Raw genomic sequence first — 20,423 nt, 5'->3', positions numbered from 1 at the left:
CGACGTGCCGAGGGTCGCACGGCGCGCGCCGATGAAGGTCGGGGGATGCGTTAAGGCAATTCGCACGCAGATATCGATATAAAATAAAAAATTATTGTTTTGCGATAATTTCTGGATTAATATGTCGGCACACCGCTCCCGGTGCGACGCTATTCCGCCCGGCGCGTCGGGTCCACAGACCCTCTCTCCCCATGAGGTTTCCATGCCCGTCCACCATCCCGCCTCCTTCCGGCGCAGGCTTCCCGCGGACCGCCTGGCCGGTCTCAGTCACCGCATGGCCAGCATCACGCTCGCGCTCATGTTCGCGCTGCTGGCCCTCAACGTCGCCAATTGGATCTATCCGCCCTATGGCGTGCATGGCTATGGCTTCAGTTTCGGGCTGACGTCCCGGTGGGTGTCGAATGGTGATATCGACATCGCGACGTTTCCGCTTTGGCAGCGACTGGGCGCGATCCTGATTTCCAGCGTGCCGCTGCTGGTGCTGATGTACGGCCTGGGGCACCTGCGCAGGCTGTTTCGCGCCTATGCGGAAGGCGCGTACTTTTCCATGGAAGCGGCGCGCCGGCTTGGTGCGCTGGGGCGTTCGATCGCGCTGTGGGTCGTGGTGCAATTCCTGACGGAGCCGGTGCTTAGCGTGTGGCTGACGCTGCGCAACGGGCCGGGCCATCGGCTGGTGACGCTGTCGCTCGATTCCACGGACCTGGTGGCGCTGTTCGTCGCGGCATGCATCGCCATCATCGGCCGCATCCTGCAGCGGGCGTCCGAGGTCTACCAGGAAAACCAGCAGTTCGTATGAGCGCCGTCGTGCCTGGCGCCGTCGCGCCGGGCGCCGTCGCGCCAACCCCTTACCCGACAGGAGCCCGAATGCCCATCGTCGTCAGGCTCGACGTCATGCTGAGCATGCGCAAGATGAAATCGAAAGACCTGGCGGCGATCGTCGGGATCACCGAGCAGAATCTTTCCCTGCTGAAGTCCGGCAAGGTAAGGGGCGTGCGCTTCGACACGCTGGAAGCGATATGCCGCGCGCTGCAGTGCCAGCCGGGGGATTTGCTGGAGTATCGGGACGGCGAAGGCTTACCGGCGCGCGGCTGATGCATTGCTCTTGGTGTGCTTTCTCTTTTCAGGCATGGCTTGCTGTGTAGCTGGCGCAATAGGAGGCTAGGGAAAGCTCGTGCGACGATCTGAGCCCGGAGACTATAGTAGACGCCTGATCTGTCCAAGGAAAGGCCGCGTACGTGTTTCCATCAATAGGGAGATCGCCCGTTCGTGAATCGCCAAACGAAATCTTTGTTGAGTTGGGACACGAATGGCGCGAAACGATCATAAGTCGTATCGCTTATCGTTTCCGGGTGGGTGTAGCCGGACTCGTTAAATAAAAGGAAACCATTCTGATCCCATACTGGGCGCACAGTGCACAAAGCAACATAGCCGGGCTGAGCGAAAACATTTGGTGGTAGGGAGTACTCGGATTTCACGCCCCAAGAATAGCCTCCGTATCCCGAGTTATAGAACGTATATATGCCATTAGGAACTTCCGTGGCCACACCCATGAAGCGCCAAGTAGACACGCCCCCTGTGCCGCCCGGAGATGCAAGATTGACCCAACGCAATAGATCTTTCGGAAAGGTATCGGGACTTAGGCCCGCCCACTTCTGATAACTAGGGGAATAGAGCGCTACGTTCTCGGGCTCCACCACCGTTGGCGTCGCTTGAGTGCTAACAATCACGTCATCGAACTTAGAGAGAACACGCCCTTCTGTGTTTGAAACTACCGCGATACTGCTGTTTTTCGGATAGCCGTCGATATCTTGGGAGCCATAGTCTTTCGGGTAATATGTCGGCGGGATATTGCAATTCAGGTAGAAACTCCCCTCATTGCCATATTGATCGTGCAGACTGACTAGTCCGGGGCTGCTTGGCCAAAGCCCGAACGGATTGAAAAGGCGCACATAGGTCACCAGTACAAGGGTGATGGAACCGTCGAAATTACCCGTCTCGAGCGAGACTGGATTATCCATATAAAATCTTGCTGTCAAATCCGAAGTACCGGTCCAGCAAATATATGCGTCAGTGGTGTAGCAGTTATTGGAGCTCTCGCAATATATATAGCTGCTGGGACCTGTGTTGCCGTCGATGTCTAGAGGCATCCCGTCAATCGTGATGTCAAATATTTCCTTATCGCTCGCTTGATTGTTAATGGATGCGTCGTCATTATTGCGGATGGCGACGCGGTAATTATCTTGGCGCCAATAGAAGTCGGCTGGCCACGGATCCATGCTGGGATGTGTTTTCCAATAGTCATTATCATCGGCTGGAGGAGCCACCCCCCGGTCCATATGCTTCGGATCGACCCCCAGCCCGCCGGTGGCAGGAACGGCGTTGTATTTCGTCGACGTGTATACCGTTACTTGAATGGGTGTGGTGTTGCTGTTCGCGGTCGTGCCAAATCGCGCCTCGGTACCGTCGGGAAGGCTGCTCTGGAGGCCTATCTTGGTCGTTTCTTTGATCTTGGATGTGTAATAGCGTTTGGCGCACCATTCAATGCTGTCGTCAGCCGCCGTGCCGCTTGTGTCTTCCGTGTCGGCGAATCTCGATCCATTGATTACCGCGGTGTAAGGGGTAGGCTTCAGCAGGGACTGCGTTTCATCGTACGGCACGCCATGATCGTCGATCAAGGCGATCGAAAATCCGTTGGGCGGGGCTTCGGACTCTTTTGTTTTAACCTGGGATCTCATTACAAAGCCCAGCGTTTCCATGTAGCTTTTGAAGTACTTGCCGGGCTGTAGCGTCCAGTCCGGCGATATATGGTTTCCGCCCTCGCCCGTGCCGGGATCGAAATACAGGACGACGCCGAGGCAGTGGTTGCCATTGCCAAAGAGTGCGGGATTGGCGCCTGCGCCGAGCGTGTCAAGTACACCATTCTGGAACGATTTCCATGCGTGCGCCCAGTTCTCATTGTCGGGCTCGCCCAGGGCGGGCGGCGGATAGCTCGCGGCATTGGACAAGCCATTGGGGTTTACGCAGATATAGTATGCCCCTTCGATGTACCCGGTTCCGGGAAAGTCGCCATCGATCAATTGGTAGATATCATTCTCTCGGGCGTTCGCGTCGCTTTTGAAATACTTCGGGTTATCGAAAGAGCCCCCGCCTTGCGTGGTGAACTGGAAGCTCAGAGACTTTGGGCTGGACACGATCGTCTGGTTTTCGTCGTAATCGACCACCGCCTGTAGCGCCACCGTCTCTCCTTTGGGATCGACGAATTTCGCCGTTGCGACGTTCTGCGCCAGCGGAGCGATCATGACTTGTTTATTTGTGCCGTTATCGCCGTAGCGCTGGTTCTGCTGCAACAGGAAGGTCGCCGATTTGTTCGCTGGGAGGGTGAAGGTCACATTCAGCGGATAGTACATATTAGTCCCGCCGAGCGTGGCCGTGGCGGAATGGGCGCTTTGGCCGTCGGCCGCCACGGTGGCGCCAGTGTCGCCCTCCAGTGTCAAATAAAGGCCGGTCACCGCGCTGAAGGGAAAATTCACCGCGGGCGCAGAGAGATCTACTACCGCGTTGTCGACGGCGGCGTTCAGCGTGACGGTTTCCCCTTTGGGGTTTTCGTCGACGATTTGGGCAGTTGCGCTATTACTGGCCAATGGCGCGATCAGTATCGTGCGATCGGTACTGTCGGCGCCTCCATACGACTGGCCGGCCTGCGCGACGAACTTCGCCGATTTGTCCTTGGGCAAGGCAAAGGTGACGGACCATCCATAGTTTTTGCCGGAGGTGCCATTGACCAGGGTCGCGGTGGCGCTGGAGACATTGACGCCGTCGGCCACCGTCTGTACCCCGGGATTGTCATTGCGCAGGTCCAGCGCCAGATTCTTCGGCAAGGCATCGAAGGTGAATGTCTCGTATGTGGGATCGGAGACCAGCACTCCGCCATGAACTTCCGAATTCTCGATCTTGGCCCATACCTTGACGTCTTCGCCATCCTTATCCGTGTCCACCAACTGGGCCACGGCCTTGTTGCTGTTCAAGGGCGCGATGAGCGTGGTGCGATCCGTGCCATCGCTGCCGCCGTAGGCCTGGCCCTTTTGCTTGACGAACAATCCCGAGCTGGTGGACGACAGCGTGAAAGTCACGTTCCAGGCCTCCAGACCGTTCTGGTTCAGCGTCGCCGTCGCGGTGTAGGCGCTGACACCGTCGGCTTCATTGCCTTTTGTGGAGTCTGCCGTCAATTCGAAGACGTCATTGAACTGGAACTTCAGGATATTCGAGAGCAGGCCCGAATTCTGGACATCACTCAAAAGTTTGGCGTCATTCATGGCGAAGTATCTCCTTTGTATGTCCGACTCCAGGCACGCGTAAGGACCCGCTGGTACCTGGATCGACCAGGGCCGAAAAATCTTGCGAAAGTACGACTGTTTCAATGACTTGCTGTTACGTGCACAGAACCGGCCGGGCGTCGGTGGCCGTGTGGCGGTCAGCTCAGGTTCGGGATGCTGGCCTGTAGCCAGACTTCTTCGCCCTGCATGCTGTTATCCACGAACTTGACCGAGGCTTGATTGTTGACCAGGACCGCGGTCAGCGTTTTGCCGTCATTGGACACTTGCTGGTTGGCCGTCTCATCCACGAACCATGCGTCGATGTCGTCCTTGGCACCGCGGGCGTGCGATAGCTGGAATACGACCTGCAAGTCGCCTTTATCGACAGTGCCTCCGGTCAGGGTGGCGGTAGCCGTGTGCTGGGAAATCCCGTTGGCCAAGGTCTTGGTGTTCAAATCATTGCTCGTGAGCTTCAATTCCAGGGTCAGATTGGCCGCATAGTCCAGTAGCGGCGGGACCGAGGGGACATAAAGTTCGCTGGTCTCTATATAGGCACGCAGGCCGACCAGTTCGCCGCTCATGTTGGCGTCCTGGAACTGCGCAACGGCCTGCCCATTGTTAAGCGGCGCGTGCAAGGTCTTGCCGTCGTCGCTGGTGGTTTGATTGCCGCCAGGAATGAAAGTGGCCGAGCTGCCCTCGACCAGTTTGAATGTCGCCTGCTGCGCGTTCTGTGGCAGCGCGCCCAGCTGGCTGGCAACGGCCGTGGCCTGGTAGATCTTTCCGCCCGCGGCCAGGCGGCTACCGGTAATCGTCGGGTCGCGCTCCAGCTCCAGCGTCGCGCCGATGTTGCGCACGAATCTGAACGGCAATTCAATAGGCGTGGATTCGATGTAGTAGGAATCGTCGTCCCCCGGATCTATTTCGATAGCCGCTCGCACGGCCACGGTTTCTCCATTAGGGGCCGTATCGACAAACTGGGCGGTGGCTTGGCCGGTAATGGGATCCACAGGCGCGCTTAGTTGCATGCCGTCATTGTTGATAGTCTGTCCCAGTTGGGCGATGAAGCGGGCCCTATGATTCCCTTCATTCGGCAGGCTGAAATAAACGGGCGAAGGAAACTCAGGTGCTTCCGCGCGTCGTCGAACGATGGTGGCGGTTGCGGTGTGAGGGGAAACACCATCGGCTTGGGGCAATAAAGAATTATTACCCGACAGCGAGACCTTATAGGGAAAGGATGTGCTTGGGGGAACTGGCTTCTGTGTCAGATAGTTGAAGGAGAACGTCGCTCCCTCGTGGTCGCTGACAAGCATGGGTAGCCAAACGTCATATCCATATGGCTGTTGAACCAGGGCCACCATACTATCGGTTTCCGGATCCCAGAGTTTGAACGTGCCGAGATCGGGGTCGTATTCGCGCATGACGAAATCCGTGCCGAGAGATCCGAATTCCAGGTACCAGCTGTCCGGGCGAATGCCGGAATAGCCGCCTCTGTGTAATTCTCCTTGGCCGCAGATGAACCGGACCTGGTCTTCCGAAACGAACCTTATTAATACGCGCGTGTCCTCCGACGACGCATCCTTCGTCAAAGCCAGCCTGTTCCCGGAAGGGCACCAGAAATCCGGATTTGTGGTGGCGGTTGTCTTTACCTGCACCAGGCCGCAATCCATCGTAGCCGACTGCGTGTGGGGACTGAAGGAGAATTCCACACCGGGTGGCGTGGTTGAATAAGACCTCCAGCCGTTTTCCCATATGCCCACTTCTGCCGTCAGGGTGACCGTTTCACCATTGGTGTTCAGGTCGAAGAATTCGACCTTCACCTGCTTCAGCGCTTCATTGCCATTGCCGACCGTCAACGTTTTCATGTCGTTGTCGAGCGTGCCGCTCTCCGGTCGCAGGAATAAGGCGGATCGATCCCGAGGAAGGTGGAAATACATGACCTTCACATCATCGGCTTCACATGTCACCGTGGCGGTATGTGTCGCGAATCCATCGGCTTGGGGCCGCTTGTCGATGTCTCCGGTAAGCTTCGCCAGACTCATGATGCTTCTCCTTGCCTTTGTCAGTATCGCTTTGTCAAGCCATTTGACGCCAGCCCGTCGTGGGCTCGGTCCGCAGGCCCAAAGTTGGATGCGGTCTGATAGCGCGCTCATGGGTCGCTGTGGCAGCGTATCGATTTGAACGAGAGCCGGCTTTTAAATCTATGGCGGAAAGTTTTGTTTTTGCGCCGCTGAATTCCGGCAATCTGGGCGGTGGCAGAGCCAGGGCAAGGCCGTGTCTTTTTTGAGCCGGGTCTGGCACGAAAACCCAGGCTTGCGCCACCGGGCCGGGGTTCGAAAGGACCGCCGGCGCAGGCAGGGGCGTACCGCACGTGCCGAATGAGCGGACGGATTTTTCGAGGACTCGGGCGGTCGGTCTACAGATGGCCCTTATAGCGCCATCGGCGTGAGGTGTTCTTCTACGCGCTCAGGACAAGCGAGGCTCCGGCTATGGCAATTCAGAGCCGACGAATCGCAACGCAGACCGACTTGTCGGGGTCGGATTCCGCTGATCGAACTGGTGACTGAAATCAGCCTTCGCAATCCGCCCAGCAATTAGGCGTCTCGTACAGCCGCACGCGCGCCAGCCGCAGGTCGCCGCCGAATTGACGGTGATAGTGGGGGCGCAGGATATCGAAGGCGATGCGGGCCAGGTTTTCCACCGTGGGAATGCGGTCCAGCACTACGGTCTTGTGCCCGGGCAGGCTTTCCAGGAAGCCGCGCACCGCTTCATCGCCCGCATAGACCAGGAAGGCATGGTCCCAGCGGTCCACCAGGTGTTCGCGGGCGATCGCCTTGATGTCGGAGAAGTCCATGACCATGCCGTTGTCCGAGGCGCCGGGCGCATCGATGACCTGGCCTTCCAGCGTGACTTCCAGTACGTAGCGATGCCCGTGCATGTTGCGGCACTGGCTGCGGTGGTCGGGGATGCGGTGGCCGGCGTCGAATTCCAGCCGGCGGGTAACGGAAATCGTGCCCGGCGCCGCGCCGGTGGGGCTGTTCATGGGATGCCTATGTATTTATGGGTTTGCAGGCTGAGCCGCCATTGCGGATGGCGCATGCAGTAGTCGACGATAGCCTGCGTATTGGCGACGCGCGCCGGCCCGTCCATGGGCTGCAGGAAGAAGTGGTCGAACTCCAGGCCGGCAAAGGCTTCCGGGCGCGCGTCGGCCTGGGGGTAGACCAGCTTCAGCTCGTTTCCGGCGCGCAGCACGACCGGCGCCTTGCCCTTGGGGCTGACGCATATCCAATCGATGCCTGGCGGAGGCTGCATGGTGCCGTTGGTTTCGATGGCGATGGTGAAGCCGCGCGCGTGCACGGCATCCACCAGGGCGCCATCGAGCTGCAGCAGCGGTTCGCCGCCCGTGAATACCACGTAGCGGTTGAAGGCGTCGGTTCCCCATTCGGCGGCGAGGGCGTCGGCCAGCAGGTCGGCCGTGGCGAACTTGCCGCCGCCCGGCCCATCGGTGCCGACGAAATCGGTATCGCAGAAGGTACAGGCGGCGGTGGCGCGGTCGCTTTCGCGGCCCGACCACAGGTTGCAGCCCGCAAAGCGGCAAAACACCGCGGCACGTCCCGCCTGCGCCCCTTCGCCCTGCAGGGTCTTGAAAATTTCCTTGACGGCGTAGGTCATGAAGCAGCGAGCTTGAAACAGCGGGTCTGTAAAACCGTGTATTTTAGCGCGCCTGGCCGTTTTTCTCTTCGGGCCAATGGCGCCCCCGCTCCGTGGCGCGCGCTGCGCGCCAGGTCAATGCAGGCTGCGGCGGCTTTCTCGGCCGGGGCTGGGGGCGCATCGCCTTCCCATGGCGACGAAAGGCCTATCGCTTCCTCATCCGGCGAAGAACGCGAATCGGATCACGAACAGGGCAGCCACCAGCCACGTCGCAGCGTGCACCTCGCGGGCCTTGCCCGTCAGGGTCTTGAGTACGACATAACTGATGAAGCCGAAGGCCAGGCCGTTGGCGACGGAGTAGGTGAAGGGCATCACCAGCGCGGTCAGGGCGGCCGGCGTGGCTTCGGCCACATCGTTCCAGTCGACCTCGATCAGCTCGCGCATCATCAGGCCAGCCACGTAGAGCAGGGCGGGGGCCGTGGCATACGCAGGCACCGACCCGGCCAGGGGCGAGATGAAAAGCGCCGCCAGGAAGAGCAGCGCGACCACGACGGCCGTCAGCCCGGTGCGTCCGCCGGCCTGCACGCCGGACGCGCTTTCCACATAGGCCGTCGTGCTGCTGGTGCCCAGGGCCGAGCCGGCCACGATGGCGGCGCTGTCGGCGAACAGGGCGCGGCCCAGGTTGTTGGGCTTGCCCTCCGGGATCAGGCCCGCGCGCTTGGCCACCCCGATCAGGGTGCCCGTGGCGTCGAAAATCTCCACCAGCACGAAGACCAGGATGACGTGGAAGAAGCCGCTGTGCAGCGCCCCGGCGATGTCCAGCTGCAGAAAGGTCGGCGCCAGGCTGGGCGGCGAGGAAAACAGGCCATGGAAGCTGTTGTAGCCCAGCACCATGGACAGCACCGTCACCACCAGGATGCCGATCAGGATGGCACCGCGCACGCGCAGCGCATCCAGCGCCGCGATGATGAAAAAGCCCAGGATGGCGAACAGCGGTCCGTGCGTGCGCAGGTCGCCCAGGCTGACCTTGGTGGCCGGGTTGGCGACCACGATGCCGGCATTGGACAGCGCGATGATCGCCAGGAACAGGCCGATGCCCGCCGCGATGGCGCTGCGCAGCGATTGCGGGATGCCTTTGATCAGCCAGCCGCGTATGCCGGTCACGGTCAGCAGCAGGAAGATCAGGCCGGAAATGAACACCGCGCCCAGCGCCTGCTGCCAGGAATAGCCCATCGCCTTGACCACCGTGAAGGCGAAGAACGCGTTCAAGCCCATGCCCGGGGCCATGCCGATGGGCCAGTTGGCCAGCAGGCCCATGACCAGCGATCCCAGCGCCGCCGCCAGGCAGGTGGCGACGAAGACGGCGTCGCGGTCCATGCCGGTGGTCGACAGGATGTCCGGGTTCACGAAGATGATGTAGGACATCGTCAGGAACGTTGTCAGGCCCGCGACGATCTCGCCGCGAGTGGTGGTCCCGTGTTCGGTCAAGCGAAAAAGTCGATCCAGCATGCGCCTCTCCCAGGCAGTCCCGTCGTCGCGGGGTTATCGGCCAAGGCGCGAAAATACCACTTCCCCGTGCCGAGGGCACGTCCGCGCATCGCCAGGCCGTCGGCCGTCTTGCATGGAGGGCGGCGACGGCAAGGAACGCTCCCGCCGGGCGAGGCGCGTCGGGGCAGCCGGGGCGCGCGGTAACGGGCGCGCGGTAACAGGGCGTGGTAACAGGGGCGAGGTAACCGGGGCGCGGTAACGGGGCGCGGTAACGGGGTGCGGTAACGGGGTGCGGTAACGGGGCGCGGTAACGGGGTGCGGTAACGGGGTGCGGTAACGGGGCGCGGTAACAGGGGCGCGGTAACAGAGGCGCGGTAACAGAGGCGCGGCAGTACCGGTGGCGTCGCGCTAACGGGAGGCCTGCAATAGCGGTGGCGGTGCAGTAGCGGGGCATCGCCATAAGGTGGCGTCGCAGTAGCGGGGGCATCGCCATAGCGGCGCGGCGTCGCAATAGCGGGTAGCCGTCGCAGTAAACTGCCGGACATGATCATTCTCGGTTTTGAAAGTTCCTGCGACGAGACCGGCGTGGCCGCCGTCTGCACCGAACGCGGCCTGCTTGCGCATGCCTTGCATACGCAGATCGCCATGCACCAGGAATACGGCGGCGTGGTGCCGGAACTGGCGTCGCGCGACCACGTGCGCCGCGTGGTGCCCCTGACCCGCCAGGTGCTGCGCGAGGCCGGCCTGACGGTCGCGGACGTCGACGCGGTGGCCTATACGGCCGGCCCGGGGCTGGCCGGTGCGCTGCTGGTGGGTGCGAGCGTGGCCCAGGCCTTTGCCTGGGCGCGCGACCTGCCCGCCATCGCCGTGCACCATCTGGAAGGCCACCTGCTGTCCCCCATGCTGGCCGACCCGCGGCCGGAGTTTCCCTTCGTGGCCTTGCTGGTGTCAGGCGGACATACCCAACTGATGCGCGTGGATGGCGTCGGCCGCTACACCTTGCTTGGCGAAACCCTGGACGATGCCGCCGGCGAGGCGTTCGACAAGTCGGCCAAGCTGCTGGGCCTGGGATATCCCGGCGGGCCGGCGCTGGCGAAGCTGGCGGAGCAGGGCGATCCCACGCGCTTCGATCTGCCGCGGCCGATGCTGCATAGCGGCGACCTCGATTTCAGCTTCAGCGGCCTGAAGACGGCCGTGCTGACCCGGGTCAAGGCCATCGAGCAGTCGGGCGGCGCGCCGGATCCAGCCATCCTGGCGGACCTGGCCGCGGCCACGCAGGCGGCCATCGTCGACGTCCTGGCGGCCAAGGCGGCTCGCGCCCTGAAGGAAACGGGTTTGCGACGCCTGGTGGTGGCGGGCGGCGTGGGCGCCAACACGGCGCTGCGTGAACGCCTGGCGGCTGCCTTGCCGCGGCTGAAGGCCCGGGCGTATTTCCCGCCCTTATCGCTGTGCACGGACAACGGCGCCATGATTGCCTTCGCGGCGGCCGAACGGGTCAAGGCCGGACTGGCGGTGCTCGACCGCGGGGACCATGCGTTCACGGTGCGCCCGCGCTGGGACCTGGAAGAACTGGACGCCGCGGCCTGATCCCGCCGGGCTCGGCGATTCACGCCGCGTTCGGCGCTTTACAACGAGTTCGGCGCTTCACGCCGGGCTCGGCACGCTACACCAGGTTCGGCGCTTCAGGCAGGGCTCAGCGCGTTACCCCACGTGCAGCGCGTTACCCCAAGTGCAGCGCTTTACCCCCGGTTCAGCGCTTCGCGACAGCCCAGTGTCTTGCGCCGACTTCAGTGCTTGGGCCCGCTTCAGGCCCGCGCGCGGGGTTCAGCTTTTTTTCTTCTGACCGATGCGCGATTCGGTTCCGTTGAGCAGGCGGCCGATATTGGCCCGGTGCCGCCAGGCCAGCAGCAGGCTGATGGCGATCACCGCGGCCAGCAGCGGGGGCTCCGCATGCCAGGCAAGGTTGGAGCCGTACAGGTAATACAGCGGCGCGAACACCGCCGCCACCAGCGCGGCCAGGGACGAATACCGGAAGAACACGGCGATGATCAGCCAGGTCGCGACCGTGGCCAGCGCCAGCCACGGCGAAATGGCGAACAGGACGCCCAGCGCCGTCGCCACGCCTTTGCCGCCGCGGAATTTCAGGAACACCGGATACAAGTGCCCCAGGAAGACCGCCAGCGCGGCCAGCGCCACGATGGTCCACCCGGTATCGGCGGGCACGGCCAGCTGCCTGACCAGCCAGACGGCGAACCAGCCCTTGGCCGCGTCGCCCAGCAAGGTAAGCGCGGCGGCTGTCTTGTTGCCGGAACGCAGCACATTGGTCGCACCGGGATTCCCGGACCCGTACGTGCGCGGATCCTGCATGCCCATCAGCCGCGTGACCACCACCGCGAACGGTATCGAGCCGATCAGATAGGCCAGGACGACCAGGCCGGCATGGAGGACCAGGGGAGGGGCGGCTTGCAGCATTGAACCTTTCCACGGAACGGGATCAGCCGCGGATTCTACCGTGGCGCCGCCGCCGCGGGGAGCCGGAATGCCGCATCAACGTCGGCGCGACGCCTGGCATGGACCGCCTACAGTACAATTCCGCCGACCCGCCGCCATAATTTTCTTTTCGACGCAGAATGCGGATTCTGGTTTCCAACGATGATGGCTATTCGGCCCCCGGCCTGCAGGCGCTGGTCGATGCCTTGCGCGGATTGGGCGAGCTCACCGTCGTGGCGCCCGAGGTCAACCATAGTGGCGCCTCCAATTCCCTGACCCTGAGCCGCCCCTTGTCCGTGCGCGAAGCCGCCAATGGCTTTCTTTATGTGAATGGCACGCCTTCCGACTGCGTGCACGTCGCGCTCACGGGCGGGCTGGTCGATGCACGTCCCGACCTGGTGGTGTCCGGCATCAACAACGGCGCGAATATGGGCGACGACACGCTGTATTCCGGCACCGTCGCGGCCGCCATCGAAGGCTATCTCTTCGGCATTCCGTCCATCGCCTTTTCGCTGCACGAAAAGGGTTGGAACAACCTGGACGCCGCCGCCGAGATGGCGCGGCGCGTGGTGGAACACCAGATCGCCCACCCGCTGCCCGCGCCGGTGCTATTGAACGTCAACATACCGAACCGCCCGCTACAGACGATGCAGGGCATGCGCGTGACTCGCCTGGGCAAGCGCCATCCCTCCGAGCCGGTCGTGCGCACCACCACGCCCTATGGCGATACGGTGTACTGGATCGGCCCGGCCGGCCTGGCGGCGGATGCCGGCCCGGACACGGATTTTCATGCGGTGGCCGAGGGCGCGGTCTCCATCACGCCGTTGCGGCTGGATCTGACGCATCAGGGCATGCTGCCGGAAGTGCGTACCTGGGCGGAGCCTCTATGCGCAAACGGGTAGGCCCGGAACCGATCCCGCCGGCGAGTCCTCCCGCCCGGTCCCGCGGCGATGCCTACCGCTCCGGGACGCTGGGAGCCGGCTACACGCCCGCCAACAGCAATACGCGCATATCGGCCGCCACGCTGCCGCGTAGCGCGCCCGCGCCCGCGGCGCCGGACGTCGCGGGCAATCTGGGCCTGAATTCGGAGCGCCTGCGGCGGGCCATGGTGCAGCGCCTGCGCGCGCAGGGCATCGCCGACGAGCGCGTGCTGAACGCCATGGAAGCCGTCCCGCGACATCTGTTCGTGGACCAGGCGCTGGCCAGCCGCGCCTACGAAGACGCCGCGTTGCCGATCGGCCATTCGCAGACCATCTCGCAGCCCTGGGTGGTCGCACGCATGATCGCCGCGGTATGCGAGGACCGCGAACCCACGCGCGTGCTGGAGGTCGGCGCGGGCTGCGGCTATCAGGCGGCGGTGCTGGCGCAGTTCGTCCGGGATGTCTACGCCATCGAACGCATACGCGGCTTGTACGAGCTGGCGCGCGACCATCTGCGCCAGTTGCGCCTGACCACGCGCGTGCGCCTGACCTATGGCGACGGCATGCTGGGATTGCCGAATACGGCGCCGTTCGATGCTATTGTGGTGGCCGCCGCCGGCCTGGCCATTCCGCAGGCGCTGCTTTCGCAACTGGCGCCCGGCGGCAGGCTGATCGCGCCCGAAGGAGGCTCCAACCAGCGCCTGGTGCTGGTGGAGCGCACCGGGCCATCCAGCTGGAAGCGCGTGGAACTCGAAGCCGTTCGCTTTGTCCCGTTAAGGGCCGGCATACAATCGTGAGCAACCAGGAGAATCATATGCTCGACGGGCAGTTGCAGCTGACCGGAACCGAATTCCCGGGCGCGCGTGCCGCGCGCCCCTCCCGCTCCATGCTCTGGGTGGGACTTCTTTGCCTTGTTCTGGCGGGCTGCGCCTCGCGCACGACGCGCGCGCCCGTGGTCGATCTGAATACCCAGCCCGCGCCCGCCACGCCGTCGGCGGCGGGCGGCGCGACCTACGTGGTCAAGCCGGGCGACACGCTGTATGGCATCTCTCGCGCCAACGGCGTGGACATCGAAAGCCTGAAGCGCTGGAACAATATCGCCGACTCCAACCATCTGGCGGTGGGACAGGTGCTGAAATTGTCCGCGCCGGCCTCCGGTTCCGCGGGCGCGCCGGTCAACGGCGCCAAGCCGGCACCGGCCACGCCGGTCAAGCCCGCCGACACACGCATCGAGCCCACGCCGCTGCCGCCGCCCGGCGAACAGCCCGCGCCGACCCAGCAAGCTCCCGCGACCACGCCGCCCCCCGCCAACCCGGCGCCGGCTGATACGCCGCGGCCGCCGCGCGCCGCCGATGCCGCCTTGATCAACTGGGGCTGGCCGGCGCAGGGGCAGGTCACGGCCACCTTCAGCAATAGCACCAAGGGCATCGACATCGAAGGCAATCCCGGCGATCCCGTGGTCGCCGCCGCCGACGGCAAGGTCATGTACAGCGGCAACGGCGTGCGTGGCCTGGGCAACCTGATCATCGTGCAGCACACCAACGGCTTCATCACGGCCTATGCGCACAACCGCGCGCTGCTGGCCAAGAGCGGGCAAGAGGTCAAGAAGGGCGCCAAGATCGCGGAAATCGGCCAGACCGACGCGCCGTCGCCCCGACTGCACTTCGAAATCCGCCGCCAGGGAACGCCGGTCGATCCCTTGCAGTATCTGCCGTCGCGCTGACCATGACGCCCACCCTGGTCTTCGATCTCGAAACGCTGCCCGATGTGGCGGGCCTGCGCCGGCTGAACGGCTGGGGGGCCGACGTGCCGGATGCCGAGGTGGCCGAACGCGCGTTCGCCGAGCGGCGCGAGGCGACCGGCGGCAGCGATTTCCTGCCCCTGCATTTGCATCGCGTGGCGGTCATCGGCTGCGTGTTTCGCGACGACCAGGGCTTCCGGGTGCGCACCCTGGGCAATCCGGACGACCCCGAACCCGTCCTGCTGGCGGGTTTCTTCAAGACGATAGAACGCTATACGCCCAAGCTGGTCAGCTGGAACGGCTCCGGCTTCGACTTGCCCGTGTTGCACTACCGCAGCCTTATCCACGGCGTGGCCGCGCCGCGCTATTGGGACCTGGGCGAGGACGACAGGGATTTCAAGTTCAACAACTACATCGGCCGCTACCATACGCGCCACATCGACCTGATGGACGTGCTGGCCAAGTACAACGGGCGTGCCAACGCGCCGCTGGACCAACTGGCCAAGCTGTGCGGCTTTCCCGGCAAGCTGGGCATGGATGGCGGCAAGGTCTGGGAAGCCTGGAGCCAGGGCAAGGCCGACGAAGTGCGCGCCTATTGCGAGACGGACGTTGTCAACACCTGGCTGGTGTACTGCCGCTGGCGCTTTCTGCGCGGCGAACTCGACGCGGCTTCCTACCAGGAAGAGATCGATCTGGTGCGCGAAACGCTGGCCGCCAGTCCGGCGCCGCACTGGAAGGAATACCTGGCCGCCTGGGACCAGGGCTGACCCGCGCGGCATTCCACCGGCTGCCGCCGCCACGCGGCTGGACCGCAATCGACTGAAACAGACTCGGCCACGCACGAAACCGGCGCGTAATCGGCCCCCCATGACAATGGTCTCGCACGTTCACTCCACAGGAGACCTCTCATGACCCGTATCGCCATCCGCCCCATCGTCGCCAGCCTGGCCGTTGCGCTCGCCGCCGGGACGTTCGCCGGTGCTGCTTCCGCCGCGCCGGACACCTCCGCCGCGGCCGCCACGCAGTCCAGTCCCGCTCGTCCGGGCAAGGAGGCAGGCGGCCATCATTTCCATCGCATGCAGGGCATGCGCGATGCCGTGTGGGTGCCCGGCGTCGGTCCCATCGGCAAGAAAGAAGTCACGGCCCTGAAGCTCGACGACAAACAGCAGTCGCTCTTCACCGCCGCCAAGCAGGCCCAGGAGGACTTCCACAAATCCATGCGTGAACGGATGATGAGCCGCCACCAGTTGCTGGACGAGCAGTTGAAGGCCGGCAAGCTGGACCCGCACGCCCTGCTGGACGCGCAAGGCCAGGCCAAGCAGCAGATGCAAGGGCAGGCGGACCAGGTCCGGCAGAAATGGCTGGCCCTTTGGGATAGCCTGAACGACGGCCAGCGCCAGCAGATCACCCAGTTTGTCAAGGATCGGCAGGCGCGCATGCAGGAACGCCGCCAGGAGCGCATGGAGCATCGCAAGGACGGTCGCCCCGGCGCTGGGCAACAGCCCGCGCCGGCTGCGCCGGCTACTTCCAGCTAAGGCGAAGCCGGTATCCGGCCCGGGGGGCCAAGCCCTTCGGCGCCGGCGACCCCCCTTAGGCGTAGTCCGTATCCCGCCCGGCTCGCGGCTTTTGCCGCGCTGCCGGCCGGCAGTCAAAGCCCGCCGCCGGCGCCTCACCGCTGCGGCCGTGTCCGCCAGCACGCCGGCACGCGCTCACATAACAGGCCATTTCGCCCGGCCTGGCCCCGGACGCCCGGATCCGTACGCACGGATCCGGGCGTTTCCCTTTTCTGGGGCACCCCGCACGCCCCGCCTCATCAAGAAGCGCACCGGCATGGTGCGCAGCGTGCCGCGCCTCCGATATACGAGGGTGGCGGCCCTGTAGGGCTCCCCCGACCTGCATGACTGTATATGGATCCTTCAACTGTGTGAAAAGTTGGCACGGATTTCGCTTTGAAACGGGAGAAACCGAGGAGGTGCGGTGACCCGGCATGTCAATGACGGTCCGCCGCGGCGGTTTCGAAGCCTAGTCATTTCCAGCTGCGCCATGGCCGGCGGCCCTGCCGCCGTGCCATGTCCACATACACGCATCATTGAAATCAGGATCCTTGCCATGAAGAAGACGCTGCGCGCAGTTCCCCTTGTTCTTGCCACGTGTTTCGCCGCCGCTGCCCACGCCGAGCCCACCGACCTGGGTGCCGGGTTCTCCCTGAGCGGCAATGCCACGCTTACGAACGACTACCGTTTCCGTGGCTACTCGCAGACCGACTTCCGGCCCGCGGCGCAGTTGGGACTGGACTTGACGCACTCATCGGGCTTCTACCTGGGCAACTGGAACTCCAACGTATCGAGCACGCTATACACCGACGGCAACCTGGAAATGGACTTCTACGGCGGCTGGCGCGGCGAGGTCTACAAGGGCATCGGCATCGACGTCGGCGCGCTGCATTATTACTACCCCGGTTCGAACTCTCCGAAGGGCGGCAACTACAACAACACGGACCTCTACATCGGCGCCACCTACGCCAACTATTCCTTGAAGTATTCCTATACGCCGAGCGACTTCTTCAGCACGCCCAACTCCAAGGGCACCTGGTACCTGGACGCGTCGGCCACCTTCGATCTGGGCGACGGCTGGGGCCTGGTGGGCCACGTCGGCTATCAGAAACTGAAGAACCAGGTCGACACGGACGGCGACGAACTCGGCCATTACGTGGACTACAAGCTGGGCGTAACCAAGGACATCAAGGGCTGGGTCTTCGGCCTGGCCGCCGTCGGCGCCTCCAAGGACAATTGGTACAACACGAAGTACGACCATCCCGCCGGCCGGCTGGGCTTGATCGCTTCCATATCGCGCAGCTTCTGAGCGGACGCGCCCCGGCGCGACCGCCGGTGGAAACCTGTGCATGGCGACGCCCGCGTCGCGGTGCCAGCAAACCCGCCATGCATACCAAAAGCGGCTTGACCGCACTCCCAAGGGGAACCGTCCGCCATCCGGCGGACGGTTTTTTTTACGGCGAGTGAATCCAGGGGCCGTGAATCCCGGGCCGGTGAATCGAGGGCCGGTGAATCCAGCGTCGGCGATGCAGCGTCGGCGATGCAGCGAGGGCGATGCAGCGAGGGCGATGCATCGAGGGCGATTCAGCGCGGGCGATTCAGCGGGGGGGAATTCAGTGCGAGGTGACGTCGGGGACTCCGGGCGGGTGACGTCGGGTGAGCGGATTCACGCTGCGTGAATCGGCGTGACCCTATGACGCGGCTCCCTCTTCAATCCTGCCCGCCAAGCTCGAACCTGTCGAGGAAGAGTCGCGCGGTTCCCGAGTATGGTCCCTTGCCCGCTGCCTGCCGTCGCGCTTCCGCGATGGTCTTGGCCGGATCGCTGAATCCCAATTGCGACAGCATCGCCTCGGCACTGACGTAATCGGCGAGTTGCCGGGCCCTCAGGTTGCCAGCGGCGTGCAGACCTCGCACCAGGCGCACCAGGCGCCGCCTGGGCGTGTACGCGTTGGTCGTGATATCTCCGACTCCGCCCAGCTGGATCGCGGCGTCGCTCGTCATGGCGGAACGGGACGATGCGGGCATGCCCTGGGGGTCGACCGGTGGCACGGCCCGTGCCGGCGCAGGGGATGGCGCCGGCGTGGACGCGGAATCGAGGGGGCCCGTGCTCGTACCCGGGCCATCCGCCCGCAGGGGAATATCGAGGGGCGTTGGAATCTGCGGTGACGTTTCCGCAGCGTCCTTGTTCGCCGATGCGGTGCTTGCCGTCTTGCTCGCCCGGGACGCCGCCAGGCTGCCCTCCTGCCGCTTCCGGTCCACGGCTGCCTCATAACCGGCGTTGTAGGGACGGACGGAGCCGGGAGGCGGTGCGTCCGGATCGGCCAGGTACGCATGGACGGCCCGATCGTGAACAGCCTGGGCCGCCAGGTAGTCCGTCGGGTTGCTGATGGTATCGCCGGCGCGCCTGGCCGCCTCCGCGGCGTCTTCCAGTCCGCGCTGGAAAAGTTCGACCGCCGACATCATGTGGCCGTCCGGGTCGCTGTGATTGACGGGATCCCCCGCGCAGTAGGCGTAGACGTTGATGCCCCCTGAGCCGAAGGGGCTGAAGTCGTCCGGCGCGTTAAAGCGCATCAGTACGGGAAGAAACCAGCGGTAGCCATTGCCCAGCGGGTAGCCGGAGGTGGCGTTGTCCTGGCGGCTACCCGCGAAACCCCGTGCTGACATGGGGAACATGTGCTCTTCCTTGCTGGCTGTGCGATGGCCGCTAAAGCCTGCGCCGCATGGCGGACCTGCGGCCGCACGCGGCGGCGGTGGGGCAAGCGTATCGTCATGTCATCCCGCCCGCCTTTTTTTTGGCGCTAAAGGTTTTGAATCGCGGGTTTTTTTCGCGCCGGCGGCCGCCACGTCCGGCCGGCAGTCCGCGCCCGGAACTTCTACAATGCCGGACTCTTCTCACGAGATCGACGATGGCCGAAGTTTTGAATGTGGAGTCCCTGGACCTGGAAGCCAGGGGTATCGCCCGGCGCGAGGGCAAGGTGGTATTCATCGAAGGTGCGCTGCCCGGGGAACGGGTAGCGGTGGAGACGGTCAGGCGCAAGCCGTCGTACGAAATTGCCCGTACGGTAGAGGTGCTGCGCCCGTCGTCACAGCGGGTGGTCCCGCGCTGCCCGCATTTCGGTGTCTGTGGCGGCTGCGCCATGCAGCATGTGGAGCCGGCGGCCCAGGTCGCCATCAAGCAGCGCGCGCTCGAGGACACGTTCTGGCATGTCGGCAAGCTGCGTCCGCAGCGCATCCTGCCCGCCTTGCACGGCCCCACCTGGGGCTACCGCTTCCGGGCCCGGCTTTCCGTGCGGGTCGTGCCCAAGAAAGGCGGCGTGCTGGTGGGTTTCCACGAACGCAAGAGCAGCTATGTCGCCGACATGCGCGAATGCCATGTCCTGCCGCCCCATGTCGCGCGGCTGCTGATGCCGTTGCGGGCGATGATAGGCGCGATGTCGGCGCCGGACAGGTTGCCGCAGATCGAGGTGGCGGTGGGCGATGCCGCCACCGTGCTGGTGTTGCGCCATCTGCTGCCGCTGACGCAGGAAGATATCGACATCCTGCGCGCTTTCGCCCGGGACCACGGCGTGCAATGGTGGCTGCAGCCCAAGGGGCCGGACACCTGTCATCCGCTGGAGCGCGAACACGGCGAAACGCTGGCGTACACCTTGTCGGAGTTCGGCCTGCGCATGCCGTTCAAGCCCACGGATTTCACGCAGGTCAACCACGCCATCAACCGCGCCCTGGTTTCGCGCGCGCTTTCCCTGCTGGACGCCCAGCCGGGCGACCGCGTGGCGGACCTGTTCTGCGGCCTGGGCAACTTCACGCTCCCCCTGGCTACCCGTGCGCGCGAAGTGGTCGGCGTGGAAGGCAGCAAGGCCCTGACCGACCGCGCCCACGAAGCCGCGACGCGCAACGGCCTGGGCGAACGGACATCGTTCGCCACGTTGAACCTGTTCGAGGTGGACGTGCAGTGGCTGCGCGACCTGGGGCATTTCGATCGCATGCTGATCGACCCGCCCCGCGAGGGCGCGCAGGCCGTCGCGCAAGCCCTGGCGCAGCTTTCCGCGGCGGAGCGGCCACGCCGCATTGTGTATGTATCCTGTAACCCTGCCACCCTGGCACGCGATGCCGCCATCATGGTGCACGAGGGCGGTTATGCCCTGACCAGCGCCGGGGTCGTCAATATGTTCCCGCATACAGGGCATGTCGAGTCTATCGCGGTATTCGAAGTGGAACGCACGTGACCGTAGCCGCCGGGAGTGGGAGATACCGTCCGGGCCTTGCGGTC

17 protein-coding genes are annotated in these 20,423 nt (G+C 64.1%); 10 read left to right on the top strand and 7 right to left on the bottom strand.

The window, feature by feature from the left end; translation table 11 throughout:
• Positions 1 to 202: 202 nt before the first annotated feature.
• Entirely contained in the window at positions 203 to 796 is a 594-nt protein-coding gene (locus BAU06_RS15200; RefSeq protein WP_066350963.1) for a DUF2975 domain-containing protein, read from the top strand.
• 68 nt (positions 797 to 864) lie between these two features.
• Positions 865 to 1,092: a helix-turn-helix domain-containing protein gene (locus BAU06_RS15195; RefSeq protein WP_066350959.1), complete on the top strand. Its 228-nt coding sequence runs from the start codon at positions 865 to 867 to the stop codon at positions 1,090 to 1,092.
• A gap of 152 nt (positions 1,093 to 1,244) precedes the next feature.
• On the opposite strand, the gene BAU06_RS15190 is transcribed toward BAU06_RS15195, so the two are convergent.
• The 5 genes from BAU06_RS15190 to BAU06_RS15165 all read right to left on the bottom strand — a co-directional run bounded on the left by BAU06_RS15190 (position 1,245) and on the right by BAU06_RS15165 (position 9,470).
• On the bottom strand, positions 1,245 to 4,313 hold the full coding sequence (locus tag BAU06_RS15190; protein WP_066350957.1) for a hypothetical protein: 3,069 nt from the start codon (positions 4,311 to 4,313) through the stop codon (positions 1,245 to 1,247).
• A gap of 158 nt (positions 4,314 to 4,471) precedes the next feature.
• A complete protein-coding gene (locus BAU06_RS26655) occupies positions 4,472 to 6,352 on the bottom strand; it encodes a hypothetical protein (protein WP_156770239.1) in 1,881 nt (626 codons plus the stop codon).
• Positions 6,353 to 6,879: 527 nt separating this feature from the next.
• Positions 6,880 to 7,353, bottom strand: coding sequence for a 6-carboxytetrahydropterin synthase QueD (gene queD / locus BAU06_RS15175; protein WP_066350945.1), 474 nt, complete (start codon positions 7,351 to 7,353; stop codon positions 6,880 to 6,882).
• Complete coding sequence (queE, locus tag BAU06_RS15170) at positions 7,350 to 7,982, bottom strand: 7-carboxy-7-deazaguanine synthase (protein ID WP_066350933.1); 633 nt, start codon at positions 7,980 to 7,982, stop codon at positions 7,350 to 7,352. Before queE ends, queD begins: the two co-directional genes overlap by 4 nt.
• Positions 7,983 to 8,177: 195 nt before the next feature.
• Positions 8,178 to 9,470, bottom strand: coding sequence for an NCS2 family permease (locus BAU06_RS15165; protein ID WP_066350928.1), 1,293 nt, complete (start codon positions 9,468 to 9,470; stop codon positions 8,178 to 8,180).
• 522 nt (positions 9,471 to 9,992) lie between these two features.
• Here BAU06_RS15165 and tsaD point away from each other — a divergent pair.
• The gene (gene tsaD / locus BAU06_RS15160; protein ID WP_066350920.1) at positions 9,993 to 11,036 is read left to right on the top strand and encodes a tRNA (adenosine(37)-N6)-threonylcarbamoyltransferase complex transferase subunit TsaD; all 1,044 of its coding nucleotides are present in this window, start codon (positions 9,993 to 9,995) and stop codon (positions 11,034 to 11,036) included.
• 237 nt (positions 11,037 to 11,273) lie between these two features.
• Here the strand turns inward: tsaD and plsY are convergent, their stop codons facing one another.
• Positions 11,274 to 11,921: a glycerol-3-phosphate 1-O-acyltransferase PlsY gene (plsY, locus tag BAU06_RS15155; protein ID WP_066350916.1), complete on the bottom strand. Its 648-nt coding sequence runs from the start codon at positions 11,919 to 11,921 to the stop codon at positions 11,274 to 11,276.
• 158 nt (positions 11,922 to 12,079) lie between these two features.
• Here plsY and surE point away from each other — a divergent pair, with 158 nt between their 5' ends.
• The 6 genes from surE to BAU06_RS15125 all read left to right on the top strand — a co-directional run bounded on the left by surE (position 12,080) and on the right by BAU06_RS15125 (position 17,462).
• Positions 12,080 to 12,841 (top strand): 5'/3'-nucleotidase SurE, encoded by a 762-nt coding sequence (surE, locus tag BAU06_RS15150; RefSeq protein ID WP_066350906.1) that lies wholly within the window; start codon positions 12,080 to 12,082, stop codon positions 12,839 to 12,841.
• Positions 12,826 to 13,656, top strand: coding sequence for a protein-L-isoaspartate(D-aspartate) O-methyltransferase (locus BAU06_RS15145; protein ID WP_066350899.1), 831 nt, complete (start codon positions 12,826 to 12,828; stop codon positions 13,654 to 13,656). The genes surE and BAU06_RS15145 overlap by 16 nt, the downstream gene beginning before the upstream one ends.
• Positions 13,657 to 13,673: 17 nt before the next feature.
• The gene (locus BAU06_RS15140) at positions 13,674 to 14,582 is read left to right on the top strand and encodes a peptidoglycan DD-metalloendopeptidase family protein (protein WP_066350886.1); all 909 of its coding nucleotides are present in this window, start codon (positions 13,674 to 13,676) and stop codon (positions 14,580 to 14,582) included.
• A 2-nt stretch (positions 14,583 to 14,584) separates the two neighbouring features.
• On the top strand, positions 14,585 to 15,367 hold the full coding sequence (locus BAU06_RS15135) for a 3'-5' exonuclease (protein ID WP_066350877.1): 783 nt from the start codon (positions 14,585 to 14,587) through the stop codon (positions 15,365 to 15,367).
• Positions 15,368 to 15,508: 141 nt separating this feature from the next.
• The gene (locus BAU06_RS15130; RefSeq protein ID WP_066350868.1) at positions 15,509 to 16,135 is read left to right on the top strand and encodes a hypothetical protein; all 627 of its coding nucleotides are present in this window, start codon (positions 15,509 to 15,511) and stop codon (positions 16,133 to 16,135) included.
• Between the two features lie 574 nt (positions 16,136 to 16,709).
• On the top strand, positions 16,710 to 17,462 hold the full coding sequence (locus BAU06_RS15125) for a TorF family putative porin (protein WP_066350864.1): 753 nt from the start codon (positions 16,710 to 16,712) through the stop codon (positions 17,460 to 17,462).
• Between the two features lie 401 nt (positions 17,463 to 17,863).
• Here BAU06_RS15125 and BAU06_RS26905 read toward each other — a convergent pair whose 3' ends face one another.
• Positions 17,864 to 18,826, bottom strand: coding sequence for an RHS repeat-associated core domain-containing protein (locus BAU06_RS26905; protein WP_066350858.1), 963 nt, complete (start codon positions 18,824 to 18,826; stop codon positions 17,864 to 17,866).
• A gap of 233 nt (positions 18,827 to 19,059) precedes the next feature.
• On the opposite strand from BAU06_RS26905, the gene rlmD reads away from it, so the two are divergent.
• A complete protein-coding gene (rlmD, locus tag BAU06_RS15115; RefSeq protein WP_066350854.1) occupies positions 19,060 to 20,379 on the top strand; it encodes a 23S rRNA (uracil(1939)-C(5))-methyltransferase RlmD in 1,320 nt (439 codons plus the stop codon).
• Positions 20,380 to 20,423: the final 44 nt, after the last annotated feature.

It is taken from the genome of Bordetella bronchialis (assembly GCF_001676705.1).
Taxonomy (GTDB): Bacteria; Pseudomonadota; Gammaproteobacteria; order Burkholderiales; family Burkholderiaceae_B; genus Bordetella_C; species Bordetella_C bronchialis.
This window is presented reverse-complemented; position numbering and strand designations above follow the sequence as displayed.